Annotated in this window: 19 protein-coding genes, 2 tRNA genes and 3 pseudogenes; 14 read left to right on the forward strand and 10 right to left on the reverse strand. The window is 65.9% G+C overall.

The annotated features are described in order from the left end of the window. The first annotated feature begins 73 nt into the window (after positions 1–73). Together N0A20_RS06140 and N0A20_RS06145 are read left to right on the forward strand one after the other, a co-directional pair. Entirely contained in the window at positions 74–2,350 is a 2,277-nt protein-coding gene (locus N0A20_RS06140) for a glycoside hydrolase family 3 N-terminal domain-containing protein (protein ID WP_260583069.1), read from the forward strand. A 155-nt stretch (positions 2,351–2,505) separates the two neighbouring features. Further along, positions 2,506–2,952 (forward strand): hypothetical protein, encoded by a 447-nt coding sequence (locus N0A20_RS06145; RefSeq protein WP_260583070.1) that lies wholly within the window; start codon positions 2,506–2,508, stop codon positions 2,950–2,952. A gap of 7 nt (positions 2,953–2,959) precedes the next feature. Here the strand turns inward: N0A20_RS06145 and N0A20_RS06155 are convergent, their stop codons facing one another. Continuing rightward, positions 2,960–4,966: a formimidoylglutamate deiminase gene (locus N0A20_RS06155; protein ID WP_409574737.1), complete on the reverse strand. Its 2,007-nt coding sequence runs from the start codon at positions 4,964–4,966 to the stop codon at positions 2,960–2,962. A 66-nt stretch (positions 4,967–5,032) separates the two neighbouring features. On the opposite strand from N0A20_RS06155, the gene hutI reads away from it, so the two are divergent. The 8 genes and pseudogenes from hutI (at position 5,033) to N0A20_RS06195 (ending at position 13,292) form a co-directional block, all read left to right on the forward strand. After that, on the forward strand, positions 5,033–6,220 hold the full coding sequence (gene hutI, locus N0A20_RS06160) for an imidazolonepropionase (protein ID WP_260583072.1): 1,188 nt from the start codon (positions 5,033–5,035) through the stop codon (positions 6,218–6,220). Continuing rightward, on the forward strand, positions 6,211–7,731 hold the full coding sequence (hutH, locus tag N0A20_RS06165) for a histidine ammonia-lyase (RefSeq protein WP_260583073.1): 1,521 nt from the start codon (positions 6,211–6,213) through the stop codon (positions 7,729–7,731). Before hutI ends, hutH begins: the two co-directional genes overlap by 10 nt. Next, complete coding sequence (gene hutG, locus N0A20_RS06170) at positions 7,728–8,531, forward strand: N-formylglutamate deformylase (protein ID WP_260583074.1); 804 nt, start codon at positions 7,728–7,730, stop codon at positions 8,529–8,531. The genes hutH and hutG overlap by 4 nt, the downstream gene beginning before the upstream one ends. Then, positions 8,528–10,189 carry a urocanate hydratase gene (gene hutU / locus N0A20_RS06175; RefSeq protein ID WP_260583075.1) on the forward strand — a complete coding sequence of 554 codons (1,662 nt, stop codon included), beginning with the start codon at positions 8,528–8,530 and terminating at the stop codon, positions 10,187–10,189. Before hutG ends, hutU begins: the two co-directional genes overlap by 4 nt. Before the next feature lie 98 nt (positions 10,190–10,287). Further along, positions 10,288–10,930, forward strand: a pseudogene (locus tag N0A20_RS06180) (PepSY-associated TM helix domain-containing protein). Positions 10,931–11,031: 101 nt separating this feature from the next. Continuing rightward, complete coding sequence (locus tag N0A20_RS06185) at positions 11,032–11,469, forward strand: DUF2271 domain-containing protein (protein WP_260583837.1); 438 nt, start codon at positions 11,032–11,034, stop codon at positions 11,467–11,469. Between the two features lie 22 nt (positions 11,470–11,491). Then, positions 11,492–12,336: pseudogene (locus N0A20_RS06190) on the forward strand (DUF4198 domain-containing protein). 11 nt (positions 12,337–12,347) lie between these two features. Further along, positions 12,348–13,292: an FAD:protein FMN transferase gene (locus N0A20_RS06195; protein ID WP_260583838.1), complete on the forward strand. Its 945-nt coding sequence runs from the start codon at positions 12,348–12,350 to the stop codon at positions 13,290–13,292. Here the strand turns inward: N0A20_RS06195 and N0A20_RS06200 are convergent. From N0A20_RS06200 to N0A20_RS06220, 5 genes are all read right to left on the reverse strand, one after another. Next, a complete protein-coding gene (locus N0A20_RS06200; RefSeq protein ID WP_260583076.1) occupies positions 13,289–13,972 on the reverse strand; it encodes a Fe2+-dependent dioxygenase in 684 nt (227 codons plus the stop codon). The genes N0A20_RS06195 and N0A20_RS06200 overlap by 4 nt on opposite strands. Before the next feature lie 101 nt (positions 13,973–14,073). Then, positions 14,074–16,437, reverse strand: coding sequence for a TonB-dependent receptor (locus N0A20_RS06205; protein ID WP_260583077.1), 2,364 nt, complete (start codon positions 16,435–16,437; stop codon positions 14,074–14,076). A 128-nt stretch (positions 16,438–16,565) separates the two neighbouring features. Beyond that, positions 16,566–16,763: an energy transducer TonB gene (locus tag N0A20_RS06210; protein ID WP_260583078.1), complete on the reverse strand. Its 198-nt coding sequence runs from the start codon at positions 16,761–16,763 to the stop codon at positions 16,566–16,568. Then, entirely contained in the window at positions 16,747–17,274 is a 528-nt protein-coding gene (locus tag N0A20_RS06215; protein WP_260583079.1) for a hypothetical protein, read from the reverse strand. Before N0A20_RS06215 ends, N0A20_RS06210 begins: the two co-directional genes overlap by 17 nt. A gap of 45 nt (positions 17,275–17,319) precedes the next feature. Then, positions 17,320–18,186 carry an alpha/beta fold hydrolase gene (locus N0A20_RS06220; protein WP_260583080.1) on the reverse strand — a complete coding sequence of 289 codons (867 nt, stop codon included), beginning with the start codon at positions 18,184–18,186 and terminating at the stop codon, positions 17,320–17,322. Between the two features lie 100 nt (positions 18,187–18,286). Between N0A20_RS06220 and N0A20_RS06230 the strand changes: the two are divergent. Together N0A20_RS06230 and N0A20_RS06235 are read left to right on the forward strand one after the other, a co-directional pair. After that, positions 18,287–19,083: pseudogene (locus tag N0A20_RS06230) on the forward strand (SDR family oxidoreductase). An 86-nt stretch (positions 19,084–19,169) separates the two neighbouring features. After that, positions 19,170–19,898, forward strand: coding sequence for an FkbM family methyltransferase (locus tag N0A20_RS06235; RefSeq protein WP_260583839.1), 729 nt, complete (start codon positions 19,170–19,172; stop codon positions 19,896–19,898). 42 nt (positions 19,899–19,940) lie between these two features. Here the strand turns inward: N0A20_RS06235 and N0A20_RS06240 are convergent. Together N0A20_RS06240 and cpdR are read right to left on the reverse strand one after the other, a co-directional pair. Then, positions 19,941–20,015, reverse strand: a tRNA-Val gene (locus N0A20_RS06240). Positions 20,016–20,086: 71 nt separating this feature from the next. Further along, positions 20,087–20,464: a cell cycle two-component system response regulator CpdR gene (gene cpdR / locus N0A20_RS06245; protein ID WP_260583082.1), complete on the reverse strand. Its 378-nt coding sequence runs from the start codon at positions 20,462–20,464 to the stop codon at positions 20,087–20,089. Positions 20,465–20,666: 202 nt separating this feature from the next. Here cpdR and N0A20_RS06250 point away from each other — a divergent pair, with 202 nt between their 5' ends. After that, entirely contained in the window at positions 20,667–21,401 is a 735-nt protein-coding gene (locus N0A20_RS06250; protein ID WP_260583083.1) for an N-formylglutamate amidohydrolase, read from the forward strand. 246 nt (positions 21,402–21,647) lie between these two features. On the opposite strand, the gene N0A20_RS06255 is transcribed toward N0A20_RS06250, so the two are convergent. Beyond that, positions 21,648–21,724 (reverse strand) — tRNA-Pro (locus N0A20_RS06255). A 109-nt stretch (positions 21,725–21,833) separates the two neighbouring features. After that, positions 21,834–22,250, reverse strand: coding sequence for a JAB domain-containing protein (locus N0A20_RS06260; RefSeq protein WP_260583084.1), 417 nt, complete (start codon positions 22,248–22,250; stop codon positions 21,834–21,836). A gap of 170 nt (positions 22,251–22,420) precedes the next feature. Between N0A20_RS06260 and thyA the strand changes: the two genes are divergently transcribed. Next, positions 22,421–23,314: a thymidylate synthase gene (gene thyA / locus N0A20_RS06265; protein ID WP_409574772.1), complete on the forward strand. Its 894-nt coding sequence runs from the start codon at positions 22,421–22,423 to the stop codon at positions 23,312–23,314. Positions 23,315–23,393 lie beyond the last annotated feature (79 nt).

Consider the following 23,393-nt stretch of genomic DNA (forward strand, 5'->3'; position numbering starts at 1 on the left):
CTGAAGGGCTGGGTCGAGACAGGCACGCGCCCCGCTACGGACGCCGTTCGATAACCTGCAAGGAGGATGCAGCATGTCCGACGGGCATGGCCTGAGCCGCCGCTATTTCCTGCGGGCAGGGGCCCTTGCCGCCGCAGTTCTCGCCGGCATCGGAGCGAAGGCGGCGCCGCGTATCGCCGCGGCCGATATCGACGCCCTGATGGCGCGGATGACGCTGGCTGAAAAGCTCGGTCAGCTGGTGCAGGCGCGCGGCGAGCGCAACGACACCGGACCCCATGTTCCAGCGGGCAGCGAAGCCGATGTGCGCGCGGCGCGCGTCGGTTCCTTCCTCAGCGTCTATGGCGCCGAAACTACCCGGCGCCTTCAGCGCATCGCGGTGGAGGAGACGCGCCTCGGCATTCCTCTGCTTTTTGCGGATGATGTGATCCACGGCTTTCGTACTATCTTCCCCGTGCCGCTCGGCGAAGCGGCGAGCTTCGACCCTGCGGCGGCCGAAAGGGCCGCGCGGATCGCGGCGATCGAGGCGACCGCCAATGGTCTCCACTGGACCTATGCCCCGATGGTCGACATGGCACGCGATCCGCGCTGGGGCCGCGTCGTCGAGGGCGCGGGCGAGGATGTCGAACTCGCGTGCCGTTTCGCCGAAGCGCGGGTGCGGGGATTTCAGGGCAGGCGTTTGTCGGATCCTGACGCGATGCTTGCGACCGCCAAGCATTTCGTTGCCTATGGCGCGGTCGAGGGCGGGCGCGACTATGACGTCGCCGATGTGTCGGCGCGGCGCCTCGCCGAATATCATTATCCCCCTTTCCGCGCCGCGCTCGCGGCGGGAGCGGGGAGCGTGATGGTCGCGTTCAACGAGGTCAACGGCGTGCCGATGCACGCCAATCGTGAGCTGCTGCGGGATGTGCTGCGCGGCGAATGGCATTTCGACGGCCTGATCGTCAGCGACTATACGGGCATTCGCGAACTCGTCGCGCACGGCGTCGCGGCGAACGACCTCGATGCCGGCGTGCTCGCGATGGAGGCGGGTGTCGATGTCGACATGGTCAGCGCTATCTATACCGGGGCTTTGCCTGCGGCGATCGACGAGGGCCGGCTCGATGTCGGGCTCGTCGATGCGGCGGTGCGGCGGGTGCTTCAGGCCAAGGCGGCGCTGGGGTTGTTCGAAAATCCCTATCGCAACTGCGACCCCGTGCGCGCGAGGCGTGAGACGCTTCGCCGCGAGCATCGTATGGTCGCGCGTGATCTCGCACGCAAAAGCTTCGTCCTGCTCCAGAATGAAGGTCAGCTTCTCCCGCTGCCCAAGACTCTACGCACGGTCGCGGTCGTCGGGCCGCTCGCCGACGATCGTCGTTCGATGCTGGGAAGCTGGGCGCCGACCGGCGTCGCCGCCGATGCCGTCACGCCGCGTGAGGGAATCGCCGCGGCGCTCGGGTCCGCCGCGCGGGTGCTGCATGGCGCGGGCGGCGAGGCGGCCTTGGCGGCAGCGCGCGCAGCCGACGCCGTCATTCTCTGTATCGGCGAGGATTGGGACATGAGCGGCGAGGCCCGCAGCCGCGTCCTGCTCGACCTCGCCCCCGATCAGCAGGCGCTCGCCGATGCGATACTGGCGCTCGGCAAGCCGGTGGCAACGGTGGTTTTCGCTGGCCGCCCACTGACGATTGGGAAGCTTGCGGCGCGCGCACCCGCAATTCTGTGGGCCTGGTACCCCGGAGTCGAGGCGGGATCGGCGCTCGCCGATATCCTGTTCGGCGACGTGAGCCCTTCGGGCCGGCTGCCGATCAGCATGCCGCGCCACGTCGGGCAAATCCCCGTCCATTACGATCATCGCAGCACCGGGCGCCCGGCGAGCGAAACCGAGCGGAACAGTGCCAAATATGTGGATGCGCCGCGGACTCCGCTCTATCCCTTTGGACATGGTCTCGGCTATTCGGCTGTCCGTTACGAAGCGCTGCAATTATCTTCCGAGCGGATTTCTGCCGACGACACGCTGGAGGTTGGGTTCTGGATCGCAAACGAGGGCCGATACGTCATTGAAGAGGTCGTCCAACTCTATTTGCGCGACGATATTGCGAGCACGACGCGTCCTGTGAAGGCGCTCAAGCGTTTTGCCCGTATTCCGCTTGCGCCCGGCGAGCGCAAACATGTGCGCTTCACGCTCGGAAGCAGCGATTTCGAATTGCTCGATAAGAATCTGGCCCCCATTGTTGAAGCGGGAAGCTTTACCCTCCTGGTCGGCGGCAGTTCTGCGACTGTGCTGGAGGGACGATTCATCATCGCAGGCGATCGTGGCGGCGGCCGCCGCTTCGGCGGCTGCGATGACGCCGTTCACGCGTTCGGGGCTCAGTAGAGGCACGAAAGTGGGCGCGACCGGCAGAACGATCCGCGCGATCAGGCGCTGGTGCGGGACGGCGATTTTCAAGTCGATCGAAATGGGCGCTTGCAAACACTGCGTCTCCGCCCCCTTTCCCGCTATGAGGATGCGTGACGACAGGGGGGCGACCGATGCGCTATTTTCTCGATACAGAGTTCAATGGATTCTGCGGTGAACTAATTTCGATCGCGCTGGTGCCGGAAGACGAAGCGGTCGCGCCTTTCTATGAAGCGATCCTCATCGAGCAGCCAACCGAGTGGGTGCGCGCCAACGCGCTGCCCGTACTCGATGCCGAGCCGCGGTCGCGTGACGTGGTGCGCGATCTGTTCGCCGCCTATCTGATGAACGATCCCGCACCGCACCTCGTCGCCGATTGGCCCGAAGACATCGCCTTGGCGGCGCGGCTGCTGATTACCGGGCCGGGTTATATGAAGCCGGTGCGCAGTATCAGCTTCGAACTGGTCGATCCCGATATCATCGGCCCCGCGGCGGTGAGCGCGGTGCCGCACAATGCGCTGCACGATGCGGCGGCGCTGCGGGCGACGATGCTGGCGTGGGAAGCGCGAATGGCGCGATGAAGGCGGTTCAGCCGCGGCTGGGCTCGAAATGGGCGACCATGTCGAACATGTCGCCGCGGAATATCTGACGGACTGTGGTGACCGCCGCCTCGCCGCGCCAGGTGCTGCGTTCGAGGATCAGGCAGGCGGTGTTTTCGGCGATGCCGAGTGCATGAGCCTCTTCTGCCGATGCCCCCGCCGCCCGGATGCGATGGCGCGCCGAGGTCCAGGGGATGTGTGCGAGCAGCCAGGTGCCGGGGGCGACATCGTCAAAGCGCTCGGTGGCCGCATCGGGGACTGTCTCGACCACGATCGACCGGGTTTCGATGGCGATGACGGTATCCCCTTCGCAATGCAGGCCTCGAATGCGAACCTCGGTGCCCGCCAGCTCGCGCGACAGAAGCTGCCAGCGGTAGACGTGTCCGCGCGCCTCGATCAGTTGCGCCAGGTCGGGAACTTCGAGCACCGCGGAATGAACGTGCTGATCGGCGACGAACGAACCCGCCTTGCGCCGCCGTTCGATCAGCCCCGCGCGATGCAGCGCCGCCATCGCCTTGCTCACCGTCGCGCGCGCGCAGCCGTGCAGCGCCGCCAGCTCATGTTCCGACGGCAATTTGTCGCCGGGGCGCAGCGTACCCGAGCGGATATCGCCCTCGATCGCGGCGCGGATGCGGGCGTCGAAACTCATGCGAGCAGGGCGGCGACCGTGCGGCGGTAGCGCTCGGCGACGGCGTCGCGCGCGACATGGCGCCCGCCCGAAACCCATTTGCGCCCGGCGCGCCAGACGCAGTCGACGGAGTTTCCGCGCGCGGCGAAGACCCAGCGGTCGAGGATCGTGCTTGTATCGGCACCGGCGAAGGCGGTGTCGGCGGTCGCCAGTGTGAAGAGGTCGGCAGGCTGGCCCGCTGCAATTCCGGTGCCCGCGCCGGTGGCGCGCGCGCCGCTCGACCAAGGCTTCGCGAAACAGCCGTTCGCCGATGCTGCGCACCGCTTCGCTGCCCAGCATCGCGCGGCGGCGGTCGCGCAGGCGCTGGCTATATTCGAGCGCGCGAAGCTCGCCCGCCGCATCGATCAGGATGTTGGAGTCGGTACCGATCCCGATGGCGCCGCCCGCGGCGAGGTAGCGCGTCGCGGGAAAGATGCCGTCGCCCAGATTGGCCTCGGTGACCGGGCACAGCCCCGCGACCGCGCCGCTCGCCGCGAGCCGGTCGCATTCGTCGTCGGTTAGATGCGTCGCATGGACGAGGCACCAGCGCGCATCGACATCGGCGTTGTTCAGCAGCCATTCGACCGGACGCTGGCCGCTCCATTTGAGCGACGCGTCCACCTCGCGCATCTGTTCGGCCGCATGGATATGGATCGGTCCGTCGCCCGCGAGCGGCAGGATCGCGGCGAGTTCCCCGGCGGTCACCGCGCGCAACGAATGCGGCGCGATACCGAAACCGGCATCGGCCGGCAGCTTCGACCGGCTTGCTTCGACAAGCGTCGCGAAGCCGTCGATGTCGGACAGGAAACGCCGCTGCCCCGGCGCGGGCGGAGCACCGCCGAAGTCGCCATGCGCATAAAAGACGGGGAGGAGGGTGAGGCCGATGCCGCTCTCCTCCGCCGCCGCGATCACTGCGCCCGCGGTTTCGGCGGGATCAGCGTAACGGCGTCCATCGGCGTCATTGTGCAGATAATGGAATTCGGCGACGCGGGTGAAGCCGCTTTCCATCATCTCGACGAAGGCGAGGGCGTTGATTGCGGCAACATCCTCGGGCGTCAGCCGGTCGAGGAAGCGGTACATGATGTCGCGCCAGCTCCAGAAATCGTCGTCGGGCGCGCCGCGAAATTCGGAGAGGCTGGCCATGCCGCGCTGGAAACCGTGGCAATGGAGGTTGGCAAGGCCGGGCAGAACAATGGCGTGGCGCTCGTCGCCCGGCTGCGTGGCAACGCCCGTTTCGACACGGTCGATGCGCCCGGCCTCGACCGAGACGCGGACATTCTGCGCCCAGCCGTCCGGCAGCAGTACCTGTTCGAACCAAAGTGCCGCCACGCCGCGCTCCTTCCGCTTGTTGACATTATGTCTAGACATAATGTTCCAAGCTGGCAAGTTGGAGCCATGGATCGACTCTGGACCAACGCCCGAATCGCGACGCTGACCGGCGACGGACTCGGGCTGGTCGAACATGGCGCGATCGGGGTCGCCGATGGCCGGATCGCCTGGGTCGGCGATGCCGCCGATGCCCCGGTGGCTACCGACACCATCGACTGCGAAGGCAGGCTGATCACCCCCGGCCTGATCGACTGCCACACCCATCTGGTCCACGGCGGCAGCCGCGCCAACGAATGGGCGATGCGGCTCGAAGGCGCGACCTATGAGGAGATCGCGCGCGCCGGCGGCGGTATCGTCTCGACGATGCGCGCGACGCGCGAAATGGACGAGGCGGGGCTGGTCGCGACGGCCCTGCCGCGCCTCGATGCGCTGATCGCCGAGGGCGTCACGACGATCGAGATCAAGTCGGGTTACGGGCTGACGCTCGACGACGAGATCAAGATGCTGCGCGCCGCGCGGGCGCTTGGGCAGGCGCGCCGTGTGCGGGTTGTGGCAACTCTGCTCGCGGCGCATGCGGTGCCGCCTGAATATTGGGACGATGCCGACGCCTATGTCGATCTGGTCTGCGACCGGATCATCCCCGCGGCAGCGGGCCTCGCCGATGCCGTGGACGGTTTCTGCGAAGGCATCGGCTTCACGCCCGGACAGATCGCGCGCGTGTTCGACGCCGCGAAAGCCGCCGGCCTGCCGGTCAAGCTGCACGCCGAGCAACTGTCGCATCTGGCGGGAGCCAGCCTCGCGGCCTCCTATCATGCGCTCTCCGCCGACCATCTCGAACATATAAATGATGCCGATGTCGCGGCGATGGCGGAGGCCGGGACGGTGGCGGTGCTGCTGCCCGGCGCCTTCTATTTCATGCGCGAGACCCACAAGCCGCCGGTCGCCGCGCTGCGCGAGGCGGGGGTGTCGATGGCGCTCGCGACCGATTGCAATCCCGGCACCTCGCCGACGACCTCGCTGCTGCTGATGCTCAACATGGGCGCGACGCTGTTCGGGCTGTCGGTGACCGAATGCCTGCGCGCGGTGACGGTGAATGCCGCGAGGGCGCTCGGCCTGCACGGCGACGTCGGCACGCTGGAGGTCGGCAAGGCCGCCGATCTTGCGATCTGGAACAGCACCGAACCCGCCGAGCTCGTCTATCGTATCGGCTTCAACCCGCTTTGCACGCGCATCAAGGACGGAACATGTATCTGACCCCCGGATCGATCAGCCTCGCCGACTGGCGCGAGGTGTATCGTGGCGCGCCGGTGCAGCTGGCGCCCGAATGCCGCGCCGCCATTGCTGAAAGCGCGGCGGCGGTCGAGCGTATCCTCGGGCGCGGCGAGGCGGTTTACGGGATCAACACGGGTTTCGGGAAGCTGGCGACGGTACGGATCGAGGCCGACGACCTCGAAACGCTCCAGTGCAATATCGTGCTCAGCCACGCGGCGGGCGTGGGCGACCCGATGCCGGTGCCGGTCGCGCGTCTGATGATGGCCTTGAAGCTCGCGAGCCTCGCGCGCGGAGCTTCGGGCGTGCGCCCCGCGACGATCGAAATGCTCGAGGCGACGCTCGATCGGCATCTGATCCCGGTCATTCCGGCGCAGGGTTCGGTCGGCGCGTCGGGCGACCTCGCGCCCTTGTCGCACATGGCGGCGGCGATGATCGGTGCGGGCGAAATCTGGGTCGAGGGCGCGCGCGTTCCGGCCGCCGATGCGCTTGCGGATGCCGGGCTGGCGCCATTGGTGCTTGGCCCCAAGGAAGGACTCGCGCTCCTCAACGGCACGCAATTCTCGACTGCCTATGCGCTCGCGGGGCTATTCGAGGCCGATCGGCTCTATGGCAGCGCGCTCGTCACTGGCATCCTTTCGACCGAAGCGGCGAAAGGCTCCGACACGCCGTTCGATCCGCGCATCCATGCGCTGCGCGGCCACCAGGGGCAGATCGAGACCGCCTCGGCGCTCGCCGCGCTGATGGCTGGGTCCGAAATCCGCGCCAGCCATGTGCTCGGCGACGTGCGCGTGCAGGACCCTTATTGCCTGCGCTGCCAGCCGCAGGTGATGGGCGCGGTACTCGACCTGCTGCGGCAGGCGGCGGCGACGCTGCTGGTCGAGGCGAACGGCGTGTCGGACAATCCGCTGATCTTTCCCGAGACCGACGAAGCGCTGTCGGGCGGCAATTTCCACGCCGAACCCGTCGCCTTCGCCGCCGACATGATCGCCATGGCCTTGTGCGAAATCGGCAGCCTGTCCGAACGCCGTACCGCGATGCTCGTCGATCCGGCCCTGTCGGGATTGCCTGCCTTCCTCGTCGCAAAGCCTGGCCTCAATTCGGGCTTCATGATTCCGCAGGTTACGGCGGCGGCTTTGGTGTCCGAAAACAAGCAGCGCGCCTATCCGGCGAGCGTCGATTCGATCCCGACCTCGGCGAATCAGGAGGATCATGTGTCAATGGCGGCGCATGGCGCGCGGCGGCTGTCGGAGATGGCGAGGAACGTCGACGCGATCCTTGCGATTGAACTGCTCGCGGCGGGGCAGGGGTGCGATTTCCACGGTGGGCTGAAGTCGAGCGAGGCGATCGAGCGCGTTCGCGGGCTGCTGCGTGCCTATGTCCCGACGCTCGAAGAGGATCGCCATATGGCGCCCGACATCGCGGCGGCGCAGGACATGATCCGCTGCGGCAAGCTCGTCGACCTCGTCGGGGAACTGCCCGGCATCGTGGCGTGAGCTGGCTGCGCGTCCATCGCGGCGACGCGCCGCTCGTCATTGCCTTCCCGCACGGCGGGACCGATCTCGCAGGTTTCGACGACCAGTTCGTGTCGCCCTGGCACGCGCAGATCGACACCGACTGGTGGATCGCCGATCTCTACGCTTTCGCCGCCGACCTTGGCGCGACATTGGTCGCAACCGACATTTCGCGCAGCGTCATCGACATGAACCGCGACCCGTCGGGCGCGTCGCTCTATCCGGGGCAGGCGACGACCGAGCTATGTCCGACGACGACCTTCGACGGCGAACCGCTCTATCGCTTCGGCGAGCCCGACGAGGCGTCGATCACGCAGCGGCTCAACCTCTATCACCGCCCCTATCACGAGGCGCTGGCGGCGGAGCTCGATCGGCTGAAGGCGCTGCATGGCAGGGCTGTGCTGTACGACGCCCATTCGATCCGAAGCCGCGTGCCGCGCCTGTTCGACGGCGAACTGCCGCAGTTCAACATCGGCACCAACGGCCGCGCGACGTCGGCCCCCGAACTCGAAACCATCGTCGCCAGCATCTGCGCCGCCAGCAGGCACAGCCATGTCGTCAACGGCCGCTTCAAAGGCGGCTGGACGACGCGACATTATGGTCGCCCCGAGAACGGCATCCACGCGATCCAGATGGAGTTGGCGCAGCGTGGCTATATGGCCGAGCCTGCCGTGATTGCTCCCGCCAACTGGCCGCCTCCCCTCGATCCCGACCCCGCGATCCGGCCTGTGCTCGAACAGGTCATCGCCGCATGTCTCGAATTTGCGAAAGGACCAGCATGACCCGTATCGACAACAGCCGCGTCATCCGCCCCGCCACCGGGACCGAATTGACCGCGAAAGGCTGGCTCACCGAGGCGCCGCTGCGCATGCTGATGAACAACCTCCACCCCGATGTCGCCGAACGGCCCGAGGAACTGGTCGTCTATGGCGGCATCGGCCGCGCCGCGCGTGACTGGGAAAGCTACGACCGCATCGTCGAGACGTTGCGGCGGCTGGAGGATGACGAAACGCTGCTCATCCAGTCGGGCAAGCCCGTCGGCGTCTTTCGTACCCACGAAAACGCCCCGCGCGTGCTGCTCGCCAACTCGAACCTCGTCCCCGAATGGGCGAATTGGGATCATTTCAACGCCCTCGATAAGAAGGGCCTCATGATGTACGGCCAGATGACCGCCGGCAGCTGGATCTACATCGGCAGCCAGGGCATCGTTCAGGGCACCTACGAAACCTTCGTCGAGATGGGGCGCCAGCATTATGGCGGCGACCTGAAAGGGCGCTGGTTGCTGACCGCCGGGCTTGGCGGCATGGGCGGCGCGCAGCCGCTCGCGGCGGTGATGGCAGGCGCGTCGTGCCTCGCGATCGAGTGCCAGCCGAGCCGCATCGAAATGCGCCTGCGCACCGGCTACCTCGACAGGCAGGCGGCGAGCATCGACGAGGCGCTGGCGAGGATCGAGGAGGCCCACGGCGAGGGCAAGGCGATTTCGGTCGGCCTGCTGGGCAACGCCGCCGAAATCCTGCCCGAAATCGTCCGCCGCGGTATTCGTCCCGACCTGCTCACCGACCAGACCTCGGCACACGACCCGGTGAACGGCTATCTGCCCGCCGACTGGAGCCTCGACGAATGGTTCGCGAAGCGCGAGAGCGATCCCGCCGCGGTCGCCAAGGCCGCCAAGGCGTCGATGGCGGTGCATGTCCGCGCGATGCTCGACCTGCAGGCCGCGGGCGTACCGACGACCGATTATGGCAACAATATCCGCCAGATGGCGAAGGACGAGGGGGTCGAAAATGCCTTCGATTTCCCCGGCTTCGTTCCAGCCTACGTCCGCCCGCTCTTCTGCCGCGGTATCGGGCCGTTCCGCTGGGCGGCGCTATCGGGCGATCCCGAGGACATCTATCGGACCGACGCCAGGGTGAAGGAATTGCTGCCCGACAACGCGCATCTCCACAATTGGCTCGACATGGCGCGCGAGAGGATTCAATTTCAGGGTCTGCCGGCGCGTATCTGCTGGGTCGGGCTGGGCGACCGCCATCGGCTCGGCCTCGCATTCAACGAAATGGTCGCGCGGGGCGAATTGAAAGCTCCGGTGGTGATCGGCCGCGACCATCTCGATTCGGGATCGGTCGCTTCGCCCAATCGCGAGACCGAAGCTATGAAGGACGGCTCCGACGCTGTGTCCGACTGGCCCCTGCTCAACGCACTGCTCAACACCGCGAGCGGCGCGACCTGGGTGTCGCTCCACCATGGCGGCGGGGTCGGCATGGGTTATTCGCAGCATGCCGGGATGGTCATCGTCGCCGACGGCAGCGAGGCGGCAGCGAAGCGGCTCGAGCGCGTACTCTGGAATGATCCCGGCACGGGCGTCATGCGCCACGCCGACGCGGGCTATGACATCGCGATCGACTGCGCGCGCGAAAAGGGCCTCGACCTGCCGAGCCTTTGACGCTCCGCCACGAAGCGACCGGAAAAGCGGGATTAGTTGTTGTAATTGAGAATCGTTCTCGATAGTGGCGGTGCAACAGCCTCTATCAGACTGATCTCATGCACGCTCCCTCTCCCAAACGCCCGGCGACGAAGAAAAGCCGGAAAGCCTTCTGGCTGAAGCAGCTGCATATGTGGCACTGGATGAGTTCGGCGGTCAGCCTGATCGGGCTGGTCCTGTTCGCGGTCACCGGATTCACGCTGAACCATGCCGCCGACATCGAAGGCACGCCGGTGGTCAGCGAAAAGACCGCGCAAATTCCGCTCGGCACTTCTCGCCCAGCTCGCCAAGGCCGAACCCGCCGATGCCAAGGGGCCACTGCCGAAACCCGTCGCCGACTGGGTTGAGGCTCATTTTCCCGTGAAGGCGGGTGAGGCCGAATGGGCGCCGGAGAATGTCTATCTGCCCGCGCCGCGTCCTGGCGGCGACGCCTGGGTCGATATCGACCGCGCGACCGGCGAAGTCACTGGCGAAGTCACCGACCGCGGCTGGATTTCCTATCTCAACGATCTCCACAAGGGCCGCAATTCGGGCGGCGAGTGGAGCCTGTTCATCGATGTCTTCGCCTTCGCCTGCCTCGTCTTCGGGATTACCGGCCTGTTCCTGCTCTGGCTCCATTCGGCCAAGCGCAAGAGCACCTGGCCGCTCGTCGGCGCCGGGCTCGCGATTCCCGCCGCCATCGCCATCATCTATATTCACTAGGGAGCCACGACCATGCAGCCAGCCACGCGTACGATCCTGACCGGGGGGCTCTCACCGTCGCGCTCGCGGTGCCGACGCTCGCCGCCGCACAGCCCGCGACGATGGACGTCACCGTCACCATTCCGCAGTTGAAGGTCGCCGAATATCACCGGCCCTATGTCGCCTTCTGGGTCGAAAAGGCGGGCGCCAAGGCAAAGACCGTGGCGGTCTGGTACGATCACGACATGAAGGGCAACGAAGGCACCAAATGGCTGCGCGACGTGCGCCAGTGGTGGCGCGTGTCGGGCCGTTCGATGACCTTTCCGGCCAACGGCATCACCGGCGCGACGCGCGCGCCCGGCACCCACAAGATCAGCTTCACCCGTGCCCAGCTCGGCGCCGCGGCGGCGGGTGAATATGTGCTGGTGGTCGAAGCCGCGCGCGAAGTCGGCGGGCGCGAAATGCTCCGCATTCCCTTTACCTGGCCGGGCAAGGCCGGGGTGGGCGGCAAGGCCGCGGGCAAGGCCGAGCTTGGTACCGTTTCGATTTCTTTCCGTTGATTGATCAGAAGAGGGCAGGACGATGAAAAAGCAGCTTTGGGGTTTTGCGGCGACCGCCGCGCTCGCGGCGATGATCGCGGTTCCGGCCAGCGCGCACCGCCAATGGATGATGCCGTCCTCGACCGTCCTGTCGGGCGATGATGTTTGGGTGACCGTCGATGCCGCGGTGTCGAACGACCTCTTCTATTTCGAGCATCAGCCGCTGCGCCTCGACGCGGTGAAGGCCTGGGCGCCCGACGGCACCCAAGTGCAGATCGAGAACAAGGCCACGGGCCGCTATCGCAGCACCTTCGACGTCCATCTGACGCAGAAGGGGACGTGGAAGATCGAATCGGCGGTCGATGGCGTGATGGGCAGCTATGATTTGGGCGGCAAGACCGAGCGCCTGCCGCGCGGGACGACCACCGCCAACCTCGCCGAACGCATCCCGGCCAGGCGCGACCAATGTGAAGACCGCCGAGATGAGCAACCGCAACCAGATTTTCGTGACGGTGGGCGAACCGACCGACACGCTTTTCAAGCCGACCGGCAAGGGCATCGAACTGGTCCCGGTGACGCACCCCAACGACCTGATCGCGGGCGAGACGGCGACGTTTCAGTTCCTGCTCGACGGCAAGCCGACCAGCCGGCCTGCCGGTGACGGTCATTCCCGGCGGCATCCGCTATCGCAATGACCTCGGCCAGATGGACCTCAAGACCGATGCCGAGGGCAAGGTCTTGATTAACTGGGCCGAACCCGGTCTCTATTGGGTCAATGTCACCACGCCGCGCGCCGAGGGTGAGGGCGAAGGCCCGCCATGCGGCATGAGCGCAACGCCGCAGCGTCGCGCAAGCTATGTCACGACGCTGGAAGTGCTCGCGCCCTGACCGACCGCATATTGATTCCCCGTGCGCTGACGCCCGCCGCTTTTGCCGGGCGCGGCGCCGGGGCGGTCATCGAAAGCTTCGTCGGCGAAACCATGGGGACCGTCTGGTCCCTGCACGCCGTCGCGCCGCCCGCCGGGGTGATCGAGGGCGTGCAGGCCGCGTTCAATCATGTGATCGGGCAAATGAGCCAGTGGGAACCAGAGTCCGACCTCTCTCGCTTCAACCGCGCGCCCGCAGGTGAATGGTGCGTCATTCCGCCCGAGTTCGCTAGCGTCGTCGCGGCGGGACAAGAGATTGGGCGTATCAGCCACGGTGCCTTCAGCCTCGCGGTCGGCGAACTCAGCGAGGCGTGGGGCTTCGGTGCGTCCGGGCCCGCCGACACCGTTTCCGCGATCGCGGCACTGAAGCCCGGTGGCATCGACTTCGATCCCGACAGCCGGCGCATTCGCCGCCACAAGGGTGCGTTGCTCGACCTGTCGGGCATCGCCAAGGGTTATGGCGTCGATCTCGCTGCCGACTGGCTGCTCGCCCAAAGCGTGCGCCACTTCCTGCTCGAAGTCGGCGGCGAATTGCGCGGCGAAGGGATTCGCCCTGACGGCCAGCCGTGGTGGGTCGATGTCGAACTGCCGCCGTCGTGGTCTGGCGCATCCTGGCGCCTCGCGCTCCACGATCTGTCGGTCGCGACCTCCGGCGACTATCGCCGCGGCGTCGAGATCGACGGCAAGCGCTATTCGCACAGCTTCGATCCGCGCAGCGGGCGCCCCATCGCCAACGGCGTGCGGTCGGTGACGGTGGTCCACCGCAGCTGCATGATGGCCGACGGCTGGGCGACGGCGCTGACCGTGCTGGGCGCGGAGTGTGGGATTGCGCTCGCCGAGGAGCAGGACATTGCCGCCTGCATCCTCGCCAACGGCCGCGAACATGTATCGTGCGCCTGGCGCGCGATGCTCGATTAGGCGTCGGCCCAGCGGCGCAGCAGATTGTGATAGACGCCGGTGAGTTCGATCACCGAGCGGTCCTTGCCGCCAAGTTCGCCGGTCAGCCGCTGCACCGAGCGGTCGAGGTCGAACAGGATGCGCCGCTCTTCGGCATCGCGGATCATCGATTGCAGCCAGAAGAAGGAGGCGACGCGCGTCCCGCGCGTGACCGGTGTCACCCGGTGCAGGCTCGACGAAGGATAAAGCACGACATGGCCCGCCGCGAGCTTGACGCGCTGCACGCCATAATGATCTTCGACCAGCAACTCGCCGCCATCGTAATTTTCGGGCGCTTCCAGGAAGACGGTGATCGACAGGTCGCTGCGAATGCGGAAATCGCTGCCGCGTTTCAGGCGGATCGCATTGTCGACATGGGTGTCGAACTCCTGTCCCGCGCCATAGCGGTTGAAAAGCGGCGGAAATATCTTGAGCGGCAGCGCCGAGGCGAAGAAGAGCGGCGAGCGGCCCAGCGCTTCGAGGATCATGCGGCCCGCGCGCTTGGCGGTGTCGCCATCTTCGGGGAGCTGCTCGTTGCGCTTGGCGAGCGCCGATTGCGGGCCGGAGGTCGCATTGCCGTCGATCCATTCGGCGGCGTCGATCAGCGCCCGGATGTCAGCGACTTCGTCCGCGGACAAAAGGTCGGGAATGGCAATCAGCATGGCGGGACATCCCCTCGGATACGACCGCTTCGCGCTGCCATAGGTTCAAACGCTAATCAATGGCGGGAGCGGAAGCGGATGCTTCCGCCCCCAACCAGCGATCAGTAGGTGTAGCTGAGCGAGAAGACCGCGGCGCGACCGTCTCCGGGCGTCGCCCAGCCATTGTTGCGGATGCGCGTGAAGTACAGCTTGTCGGTGAAGTTCTTCACGTTGAGCTGCGCCTTCAGCTTGTCGTTGAACGCATAGGCGACATAGGCGCTGTGCACGAGATAATCGTCCGAACGGAAGACCTGAGTCAACGTGGTCGGCGTCGCCAGTGCTGGCAGGTTCAGGGCGAAGCTGCCCTGATAGGTCGCGCTATAGCCCAGCGTCACGCCGAACGGGAATTCATAGGTCGTGAACAGGCTGCCCGAATGCTTCGGAGTGTTCTGCAATTGAGCACCGCGTGCCGGGTCGGGCAAGGCCACGCTGTTGTTGCAACCGGTCGATCCCGGATTAGCGATGCAGAAATCCGACACCGACTGACGCAGGTTGCTGTCGAGGTAGGTGTAGTTGGCGGTGATCGACCAGCGCGGCGTGATCTTGCCGACGACGCTCAGCGCGATGCCATCGACCCGCGACTTGCCATCGAGTACCTGGTCGGGGATCGAAATGTCGTTCGACGGCACCTTATACTGGTTGCGCTCGTTGCGGAACGCCGAGGCTGCCAGCAGCAGCTTGCCGCCCGCGACTTCCGCTTTCGCGCCGATTTCGTAGTTGCGCGCGCTTTCGGGATCGACGTTGCAGGTGGCGGCAACGCAGGCGCCGTTGACCGCGCTGATCGAAGGGGTCCGCGAATTGCCGTAAGCGGCGTAGAGCGTGACGCTCTCGACCGGCTTATAGACCAGCCCGATACGATAGGACAAAAGATCGGCTTCGTTGCGAAGGACCGGGCCGGTCGTGACGACACGCTGCGGCGACACGGCATCGGTGCGATAATTGCCGCTGTTGTTTTCCCACCGTACGCCGCCGTTGAGCTCGAACTTCCCGATCTTCATCGCGTCGAACAGATAGACGGCGTAGTTGTTCACTTCGCCGCGCTGGCGGGCGCTTTCAAAGAAGTTGATCGGGCCGGTATAGACGTTGCTGCCATAGACGAAGCCCGGAGGTCCCTGAACGACTTCGTTCGGGTTGGCGATGTTGACCAGCGGGAATGTTGTGAAAGCCGGCGTGCCGTCCGCGTTGCGGTACAGGTTGCCGTTCCCCAGCGTATATTTTTCCCAGCTCGCCGAGGCGCCCGCGACCAGCGTGTGCTCGATCGCGCCGGTGTTGAAGACCGCCCGCAGGTCGAGCTGATCGTACATGATCTCGTTCTTGGAATCGCGGAACGTGCCGCGCGGCCCGCCGATGAGATAATAGCCGGCAGGAACCGTGGCGGGGCAGGGAAGGCCCGTCGGCAGCACATTGTTCGCGAGGCAATATGTGCCTTGCGGCGGGCCGACGATAGTCAGCTGCGTCACCTGCTGCCAGCGGGCGAGATTGCGTATCGACACCGTGTCGCTGAGGCTGTGTTCAAAGGTCAGCGTCGCCTGATCGACGGTGATTTCCTGCGTATCGACGTTGCGATAGCCGAAATAGTCGCTGCGATCGACGCCCGCGAGCAGCCCGCTGTTGACCGCGTTCTGATAATAGGGAACGCCATATTGCGGGATATTATTGTCCTCCTGGTGGAGATATTGCGCCGTTAGGCTGGTGGGGCCGCCAACGCCAAGCGTGACCGAAGGCGCAACGCCCCAGCGCTTGTAATCTTCCACATCGCGGCCCGGCACGTCATTCTTGTGCGCCATGGCGTTGATACGGAATGCGATCAATTCGCTGGCGCGGATGTTGGCGTCGATCGTTCCGCGATAATAATTGTCGGTGCCGATGCCGCCCGTCACGACGACGCGGGTTTCGGTGAGCGGGCGTTTGGTCACCAGGTTGATCGAGCCGCCGACGCTGCCCGAACCGCCATAGACCGAATTGGCCCCGTTGACGACTTCGAGCTGTTCGAGGTTGAATGAGTCGGAGCGGCTGTAGGCGCCGCTGTCGCGTACACCGTCCTGGGTGATGTCGCTGCCCGCCGAATAGCCGCGCAGCGCGATCGAGTCGGCCGGCGGCGAACCGCCCTCGGCGGCGCCGAAGGTGATGCCGGGGACGGTCGACAGCATGTCGCGGAGGGTCAGGAGATTCTGCTGCTCGATCGTCTCGCCGGTGATCACCGTGACGGTCTGCGGCGTGTCGCGGACCGACCGGGTCGACTTCGGCGATTCCTGCTGCGTCTGGTAATGCTGGCCGGTGACGATGATCTGCTCGCGTTCGTCGCTGCGGTCGCGTTCGCTCTGCTGGTCGGTCGCGTCGGCGCCGGATTCGGCGGCGAGTGCGGGCGCGGTGACGAGGCTTCCCACGCAGGAGAGAGCGAGGAATGCGGCGGATGACGTCTTCATGGAGAACCCCCTTTTATTGCGGCTTTGTTGCTCGCCCGCTATTGAGAGTTATTCGCAGAGTCAATCACTATTGAGAATCATTCGCGATGTGTCGCATTTTTGTCGCATCGCGGGAGGTTTCCAGGACGTCAGTGCCGCTCCAGCCACCAGGTCTGGCGCCAGCCATAATCGCTGGCGATCGCGCGCCCGGCCGGATCGGTCGCGGGTCTGAAGCGGAAACGCTCCTCGATCAGGCGGCAGGTGGTGGCGTCGAGCGAGGCGTCGCCGCTCGATCGCGACACGCGGCATCGCGTTGCCCGGCCGCTGGTTTCAACGGTGAAGCGCACCTCGACCTCGCCCCCGACCCGCGCGCGCCGCGCCGCCTTCGGATAGTCGCGGTCGGCGATGGTTCCGCTGCGCCAGACGGGCCGGGTAGCGCCGCCCGCACCATTTCCCGCACCGCTCGGCGCCCAAGCCGTCGCCACGGCCGCCCGCGCCCGAACCGGGGCCTGCGGTCGCCGAGGCGCCAGCCGATGCCTCGCTGCCATCGCCCGCCTTGGGGGCCGCGGCGACCGGCAGCACGACAGGCCTGGGAGCCTCGACGGGGGCCGGTCTGGCGCGCAGGTTGGCGGCCGATGCCTTGCCGGAGGCGGCTTCGGACGGCTTGCGCTCGGGAACCGCTTGCGGCTCGGGCGGCGGCATGGGGAGCGCGAAAGCGGTGATCGCATCGCCGGTCTTCCGCACCACCGTCAGATCGAGTCCGCCGAGCAGACCGACGCCGACGGCCAGCGCGGCGACCAGCGCTGCGCCGCCCGCAATCGCCCGTTGCCTTGCCGGTAACCGTCCCGAATATGCCATGCCACCGTCTCACCGCGCGCCCTGGCGCGCCACTGCTCGGCGCTTTTAGAGGAAGGCGTCTAGCGTGGACATGAACCGGTCGAACTGGTCGTGATGCAGCCAGTGGCCCGCATTCTCGAACTCGATGACCTTGGCATTGTTGAAATATTGGATGCGTCCGTCCTTTTCGGGATTCGAAGCCCAACTGTCGGCACCATAAAGAAGCAGCGTCGGGCAGGTGATGCTCGACCACAGCCGATGCAGATCGTCCTGCGGCATGTCGAAGATCGTCCAGATGTTCAGATAATTGTCGAACTTCCAGCTCCAGCTGCCGTCCTCGTTGCGGTTGATGCCGTGGATCGTCAGGTGGCGCGCCTGTTCGGGGGTCAGATAGGCGTTCTCCGCGGCCATGCGGGCGAGCGCGTCGTCGAGCGTCGCGTATCGCCTGGGCTGGCGTCCCGCCGCCTGGCGCTTGTCCTCGATCCATTGGCGCATCCGCTCGTCGAACGGGGTCTTGCTCCGTTCCTCTTGCACCGCGGGCGAGGGGCCGAGGCCCTCGATCGACACCAGCTTCCTGACCTTGTCGGGATAAAGGCCGGTGTAACGCGTCGAGATATTGCCGCCCATCGAGTGCGAAACGATCGTCACTGGCGCCAGGTCGAGCTGATGGATCAGTTGCGCGAGATCGTAGACGAAGGCGCCCATCTCGTAATTGCCATCGGGCGACCAGGCACTGTCGCCGTGGCCGCGCAGGTCGGGCGCTATGACATGGTAACGGTCGCACAGCTTCTCCGCGACCCAGTCCCAGCTGCGGCAATGGTCGCGTCCGCCGTGGACGAGCAGAAGCGGGGGCGCATCTTCATTGCCCCAATCGGCATAGTGAAGCTTCAGCCGCTGCGAGATGAAGCTGTTCGAGGTGGGGCCGCTTGCCATCGTGTCATCCTTGCTGTCTTGTCGCGTTTCAAAAGGCCACCGGTTCCTTTCCGTCAACCCCGTGTGAAGCGGGAAGGAGAAGCCGCAAAGGGAGAAGAGCATGACGAGTGCGTTTCGTGACAATCTGCTGGCGGGCAAGACGGCGTTCGTTGCCGAGCGGGACCAGCGGCATCAACCTTGGCATCGCCAGGCGCTTCGCCGAACTGGGCGCCAGAGTCGCTGTCGCGGGGCGCGACCCCGAAAAAGCGCAGCGCGCCGCCGCCGAGATCGGCCATGACGCGATCGGCCTGTCGGGCGATGTGCGCGACTATGCCGCGATCTCGCGGGGTGATGGAGGCGGTCGCCGACAAGCTCGGACCGATGGACATCGTCATTTCGGGTGCGGCAGGGAATTTCCTCGCGCCGGTGCTAGGCATGTCGGCCAATGCCTTCCGCACCGTCGTCGACATCGACCTCAACGGCACCTTCAACGTGTTTCGCGGCTGCCACGACCTGCTCAATCGCCCCGGCGCCTCGCTCATCGCGATCACCGCGGGACAGGCGATCAACGCCTCGGCACTGCAGGCGCATGCCTGTGCGGCGAAGGCCGGGATCAACCAGCTGATCCGCGTCCTCGCGCTCGAATGGGGGCCGGAGGTGCGCGTCAACGGCATCTCGCCGGGGCCGATCGCGGGGACCGAGGGCATGGCGCGGCTCGCGCCCGACGCCGCGACGCGTCAGTCGCATTTCGACCGCATCGCCATGAAGCGCTGGGGCGAGGTCGAGGAGGTCGCCGAATCGGCGGTGTTCCTGTGCAGCCCCTCGGCGGGCTATATCACCGGCACGATCCTCGACTGCGACGGCGGCAGCCAGATTGGCGACGCCTCGCGCGGCGACTTGTCGCGCGGCATGGCTTGAAGCGCATCGGGGCCACATCGTCCGCGACGCGGTTGCCACGGCGCGACGGCTCGGGCATCAGGGCCTCTCTTTCACTGGAGCGCGACGTGACCCGCAAAGCCTCGGCATGGAACAGTCTGAAACTTCGGGCGAAACATGATCTCCGCCTGAGTCCGCTCGCGCGTCCCTATTGGGAAGCGCGGCGGAAAAGGATCGAGCGCCGCGGCAGCTTCGCTCAGCATGGCGAGGACAAGGTGCTGCTCGACCTGGTCGGGACCAGCGGCACCTATCTCGACGTCGGGGCGAGCCATCCCTTCCTGCTCAGCAACACCTATCTTCTGTACCAGAAGGGCTGGCGGGGCGTCACGGTCGAGCCGATCCGCGGGCTGTGGGAAATGCACCGGCGCTGGCGGCCCGACGATGTGGCGATCAACGCCGGGATGGGCCTCGGCGACAGTTTCCATTTCTACGAAATCTATCCCGACGTGCTGTCGACCGCTTCGCGCGAGACCGCCGAGAGCATCGCGCAAAAGGGCCACGGCATCCTGATCGCCGAATATCCGGTGCCGATCGTGCGCGGCGCCGACATCATGCGCGACCATTTCGTCTACCGCGACCTGACCCTGCTGTCGATTGACGTCGAGGGCGCCGAACATGACGTGCTGCGCTCGTTCGATTTTTCGGTCGCGCGGCCGCGCTATATCCTGTTCGAGAATCGCGATTTCTTCGGCGACACCTCCTCGGCGGCGCTGGCGACGAAGCTGATCGAGGAGGAGGGCTATCGCTTCGTGCGCGAGATCGGCTGCAATTCGCTCTATGAAAGCGGCCGTGCCTGAGACAAAAACGCCGCCAACCCGATGGGAAGGCGGCGTTTTTAATGGTGGGCGTGGCAAGGATTGAACTTGCGACCCCTGCGATGTCAACACAGTGCTCTACCACTGAGCTACACGCCCATCCGTTGGGGTGACGCGCCCCCTAATATCCCCCGAACGGCTTGGCAAGCCCTTCGGTGCAGCCAGCGCCCTTATTGTTGGTGCGAGCGGTCGGCGCGGCCGAACAGATTGTCGACCTCGCGCACCAGGTCCTTGAGGTGGAAAGGCTTCGACAGCAGTTTCGCCTGCGGCACATTTTCCTCGGCGCGCAGCGACACCGCCGCGAAACCGGTGATGAACATGACCTGCGTCTGCGGCGCGGCCTTGGCGGTGTGCTGCGCCAGTTCGATACCGTCCATTTCGGGCATGACGATGTCGGAAAGGAGCAGGTCGAATGTGCCCGAATCGATCAGCGGCACCGCCGCCGTCCCGCGATCGACCGCCGTCACATGATAGCCGGCGCCGGTCAGCGCCCGCGCGAGATACTCACGCATCACGTCGTCGTCTTCGGCCAGCAATATGCGAATCATGCGGATAACAGCCCCCTGGTCCCGTGGCGGCGCCCCTTGAACGCCGTCGAATATAGCGAAACCGTCCCATAGCGCCACAAACTTAACAAATTCAGGCGGGCTGGATTCTGCGTCCGATTTTTGCCACCCCTTGGCGATGGCGCGTTCCTTTCCGTCACCAGAGGCCGTTTCGGTCATTCGCCCCGGCGCTGCGGCGATCCCCGTGGTCGTATCGGTCGCGCATGCGGGGCGCATCTATCCGCCCGAACTGCTGGCGGCCGCACGCGCGACGCGCGCCGAACTCGAACGGCTCGAAGATGGCTGGTCGGACCTGATCGCCGCGCGCGCGGGCGAAGCGGGGGCGACGGTCGTGCAGGCATTATGGGCGCGCGCCGTCGCCGACTGCAACCGCGGCGAGGGACAGATGGCGCCGGGCGAGGTCGCGTCCGCATTGCGACCGCAATTCACCGCGCCGGGACGCAAGGAGCGCGCGGGGCTCGGCGTGGTGCCGACGCGGCTCGCCGATGTCGGGCCCTTGTGGAAGAAGCCGATCGACCGCGCCGCACTGGTCTGGCGGCTCGATTCGCTCCATCGTCCGTTTCACGACGCGCTCGCCGACTCGTTGGAAGCGGCGCGCAGACGCTTCGGCCACGCGATATTGATCGACCTGCACAGCATGCCGCCGATTCCGGCAGGGCAGGCGGGGCATGGCGCGCGGATCGTCGTTGGCGACCGCTTCGGGGACACGGCCGACCACTGGCTCGTCGATGCGGTGATTGCGGCGGCCGAGCAACTCGATGTGCCCGTGTCGCGAAACCTGCCCTATCGCCGGCGGCCATATCGTCCGGACTCATGGTCGAGCCCGATCGCGGCGTCCATGCGGTGCAGATCGAAATCGACCGCAGCCTCTATCTGCGCCGTGACCGGATGCCCGATTCGGACAAGGTGGGGCCGCTGAGCGACTGGTTTCATGCGCTGCTGGGGGAAGTGGCAGGCGCCTGGCCGGGCGCCGTCACGCTGCCGCAGGCCGCCGAATAAAAAACCACCTCGTACCGAAGTACGAGGTGGCCAGGGTCCAGGGAGGACGTGCCCGACCTCTCGGTGGGACACTCGCCGCGATGGAAAGGGGGAAAACCATAGCGGCGTGACACCAATCTAGGTGTTCTGCCCGCTGGTTACAAGAGGTGTTGATTGCAAAAGAAACTGGTCGGGGAGAGAGGATTCGAACCTCCGGCCCCTGCCTCCCGAAGACAGTGCTCTACCAGGCTGAGCTACTCCCCGACCGATCTTTGCGAACGGCCAGAGGCCGTCGCGAAGGCAGAGCGGTCCCCTAGACGCGCATCTTGCGAACTTCAAGCGCCAATCGGCATAACAGTGACGATTGGCGGCGTCAGAGCAATCCGGCGCGCCAGAAGCTGAAATGTCCTTCGGCGGTGAAGATCAGATGATCGGACAAGGTGACGCCGAGCAGCGTCAGGAACCGGGCGGACTCGCGCGTAACGGTCAAATCCGCGTCGCTCGGCCGGGCGATTCCCGATGGATGGTTGTGCGCCAGCACGATCTGCGCGGGCTTGGCGTCGAGCGCGGCGCGCCAGCTTCGCGGCGGAATGACGCAGCGTCCGTTGCGGTGGCCCTCGGCGCGTTCGAGACACAAGAGCCGGTCGAACGGGTCGAAACCGGCGATCAGCAACGTCTCGGCGTCGGCGGAAAAACAGGGGCGCAGCAGCAGGCGCGCCAGTTCTTCCTCCTCGTCGCGCGGCACAAAGCCGGGCGCGGCGGGCGCCTCGATGGGGTCATACCGGGTCATGACGAGCCTACATGCGCCCTATGCATGGCAGGCCCAAGCCGGGATTGGCCCGCAATGGAGGATCGGGGAGCCAGTCTTGCCGCTTGGCCTTGTGCGGCCTAGCAATAGGCCAAAGCCGGGAGCGAATCTTGTCCGAGTCCATCCATTATGAACTGCAATATCTCGACCTGATGCGGCGCATATGGGTCGAAGGCGACGAGCGCGTCGACCGCACCGGTGTCGGCACCCGCTCGCTGTTCGGCGAGACGATGCGATTCTCGCTTGCCGGCGATGCGATCCCGTTGCTCACCACCAAGCGCGTCTACTGGAAGACCGCGCTGCGCGAGATGCTGTGGTTCCTGACCGGCGACACCAATATCCGGTCGCTGGTGGCACAGGGGGTGAAGATCTGGACCGACTGGCCGCTTGAAAAATATCGCACGGCGACCGGCGAGGCGATCAGCGCTGAGGATTTCGAGGCGCGGATCGTCGCCGATACGGAGTTCGCGGCGAAATGGGGCGATCTCGGCCCCGTCTACGGCCATCAATGGGTCAATTGGCCGCGCTACGAACCCGCGGGCGGCGGGCTGTTCCGCCACGCCGAACAGGGTCACAACCAGATTGCGGCGCTGATCGAGTCGCTGAAGACCAATCCGGGATCGCGGCGCCACATCTTCACAGGCTGGAACGTCGCCGATCTCGATCGGATGGCGCTGCCGCCGTGCCATATGACTTATCAGTTCCATGTCCGCAGCGACGGCGGGCTGTCGTGCCTGCTGTTCCAGCGTTCGTGCGATCTGGGTCTGGGTTTCGCCTTCAACATCTTCGAGGCGGCGCTGCTAACCCGGATGATCGCCGACCAGACGGGGCTTCACGCGCATGAGGTCGTGTGGACCGGCGGTGACGTGCATCTCTATCTCAATCACGCCGACCTGGTCGAACAGCAGTTGCGGCGGATCCCCGATGGCGCGCCGAAGCTGCGCATCCTTCGCCGGCCGCCGAGCATTTTCGACTATCGGTTCGAGGATTTCGCGGTCGAGAACTATGCCCCGCAGGCGCATATTTCCGCGCCTGTCGCGGTCTGACCGCCGCCGTTGCATTCACATGGGGGCCGTAATAATATGTCGCCACGATGAAATATAACTAGGCGAGTTGATTCGCGCC

Source organism: Sphingopyxis sp. PET50, from assembly GCF_025244705.1.
Classification (GTDB): Bacteria; Pseudomonadota; Alphaproteobacteria; order Sphingomonadales; family Sphingomonadaceae; genus Sphingopyxis.

Bases quoted from the DNA above. Each gene is read 5' to 3' on its own strand.
- N0A20_RS06200 (WP_260583076.1), bottom strand. From the start codon at position 13,972: ATGCTGATTGCCATTCCCGACCTTTTGTCCGCGGACGAAGTCGCTGAC.
- N0A20_RS06140 (WP_260583069.1), top strand. From the start codon at position 74: ATGTCCGACGGGCATGGCCTGAGCCGCCGCTATTTCCTGCGGGCAGGG.
- hutI (WP_260583072.1), top strand. From the start codon at position 5,033: ATGGATCGACTCTGGACCAACGCCCGAATCGCGACGCTGACCGGCGAC.
- N0A20_RS06145 (WP_260583070.1), top strand. From the start codon at position 2,506: ATGCGCTATTTTCTCGATACAGAGTTCAATGGATTCTGCGGTGAACTA.
- hutH (WP_260583073.1), top strand. From the start codon at position 6,211: ATGTATCTGACCCCCGGATCGATCAGCCTCGCCGACTGGCGCGAGGTG.
- cpdR (WP_260583082.1), bottom strand. From the start codon at position 20,464: ATGATTCGCATATTGCTGGCCGAAGACGACGACGTGATGCGTGAGTAT.
- N0A20_RS06215 (WP_260583079.1), bottom strand. From the start codon at position 17,274: ATGGCATATTCGGGACGGTTACCGGCAAGGCAACGGGCGATTGCGGGC.
- N0A20_RS06185 (WP_260583837.1), top strand. From the start codon at position 11,032: ATGGACGTCACCGTCACCATTCCGCAGTTGAAGGTCGCCGAATATCAC.
- hutU (WP_260583075.1), top strand. From the start codon at position 8,528: ATGACCCGTATCGACAACAGCCGCGTCATCCGCCCCGCCACCGGGACC.
- N0A20_RS06220 (WP_260583080.1), bottom strand. From the start codon at position 18,186: ATGGCAAGCGGCCCCACCTCGAACAGCTTCATCTCGCAGCGGCTGAAG.
- thyA (WP_409574772.1), top strand. From the start codon at position 22,421: ATGCGGCGCATATGGGTCGAAGGCGACGAGCGCGTCGACCGCACCGGT.
- N0A20_RS06205 (WP_260583077.1), bottom strand. From the start codon at position 16,437: ATGAAGACGTCATCCGCCGCATTCCTCGCTCTCTCCTGCGTGGGAAGC.
- N0A20_RS06260 (WP_260583084.1), bottom strand. From the start codon at position 22,250: ATGACCCGGTATGACCCCATCGAGGCGCCCGCCGCGCCCGGCTTTGTG.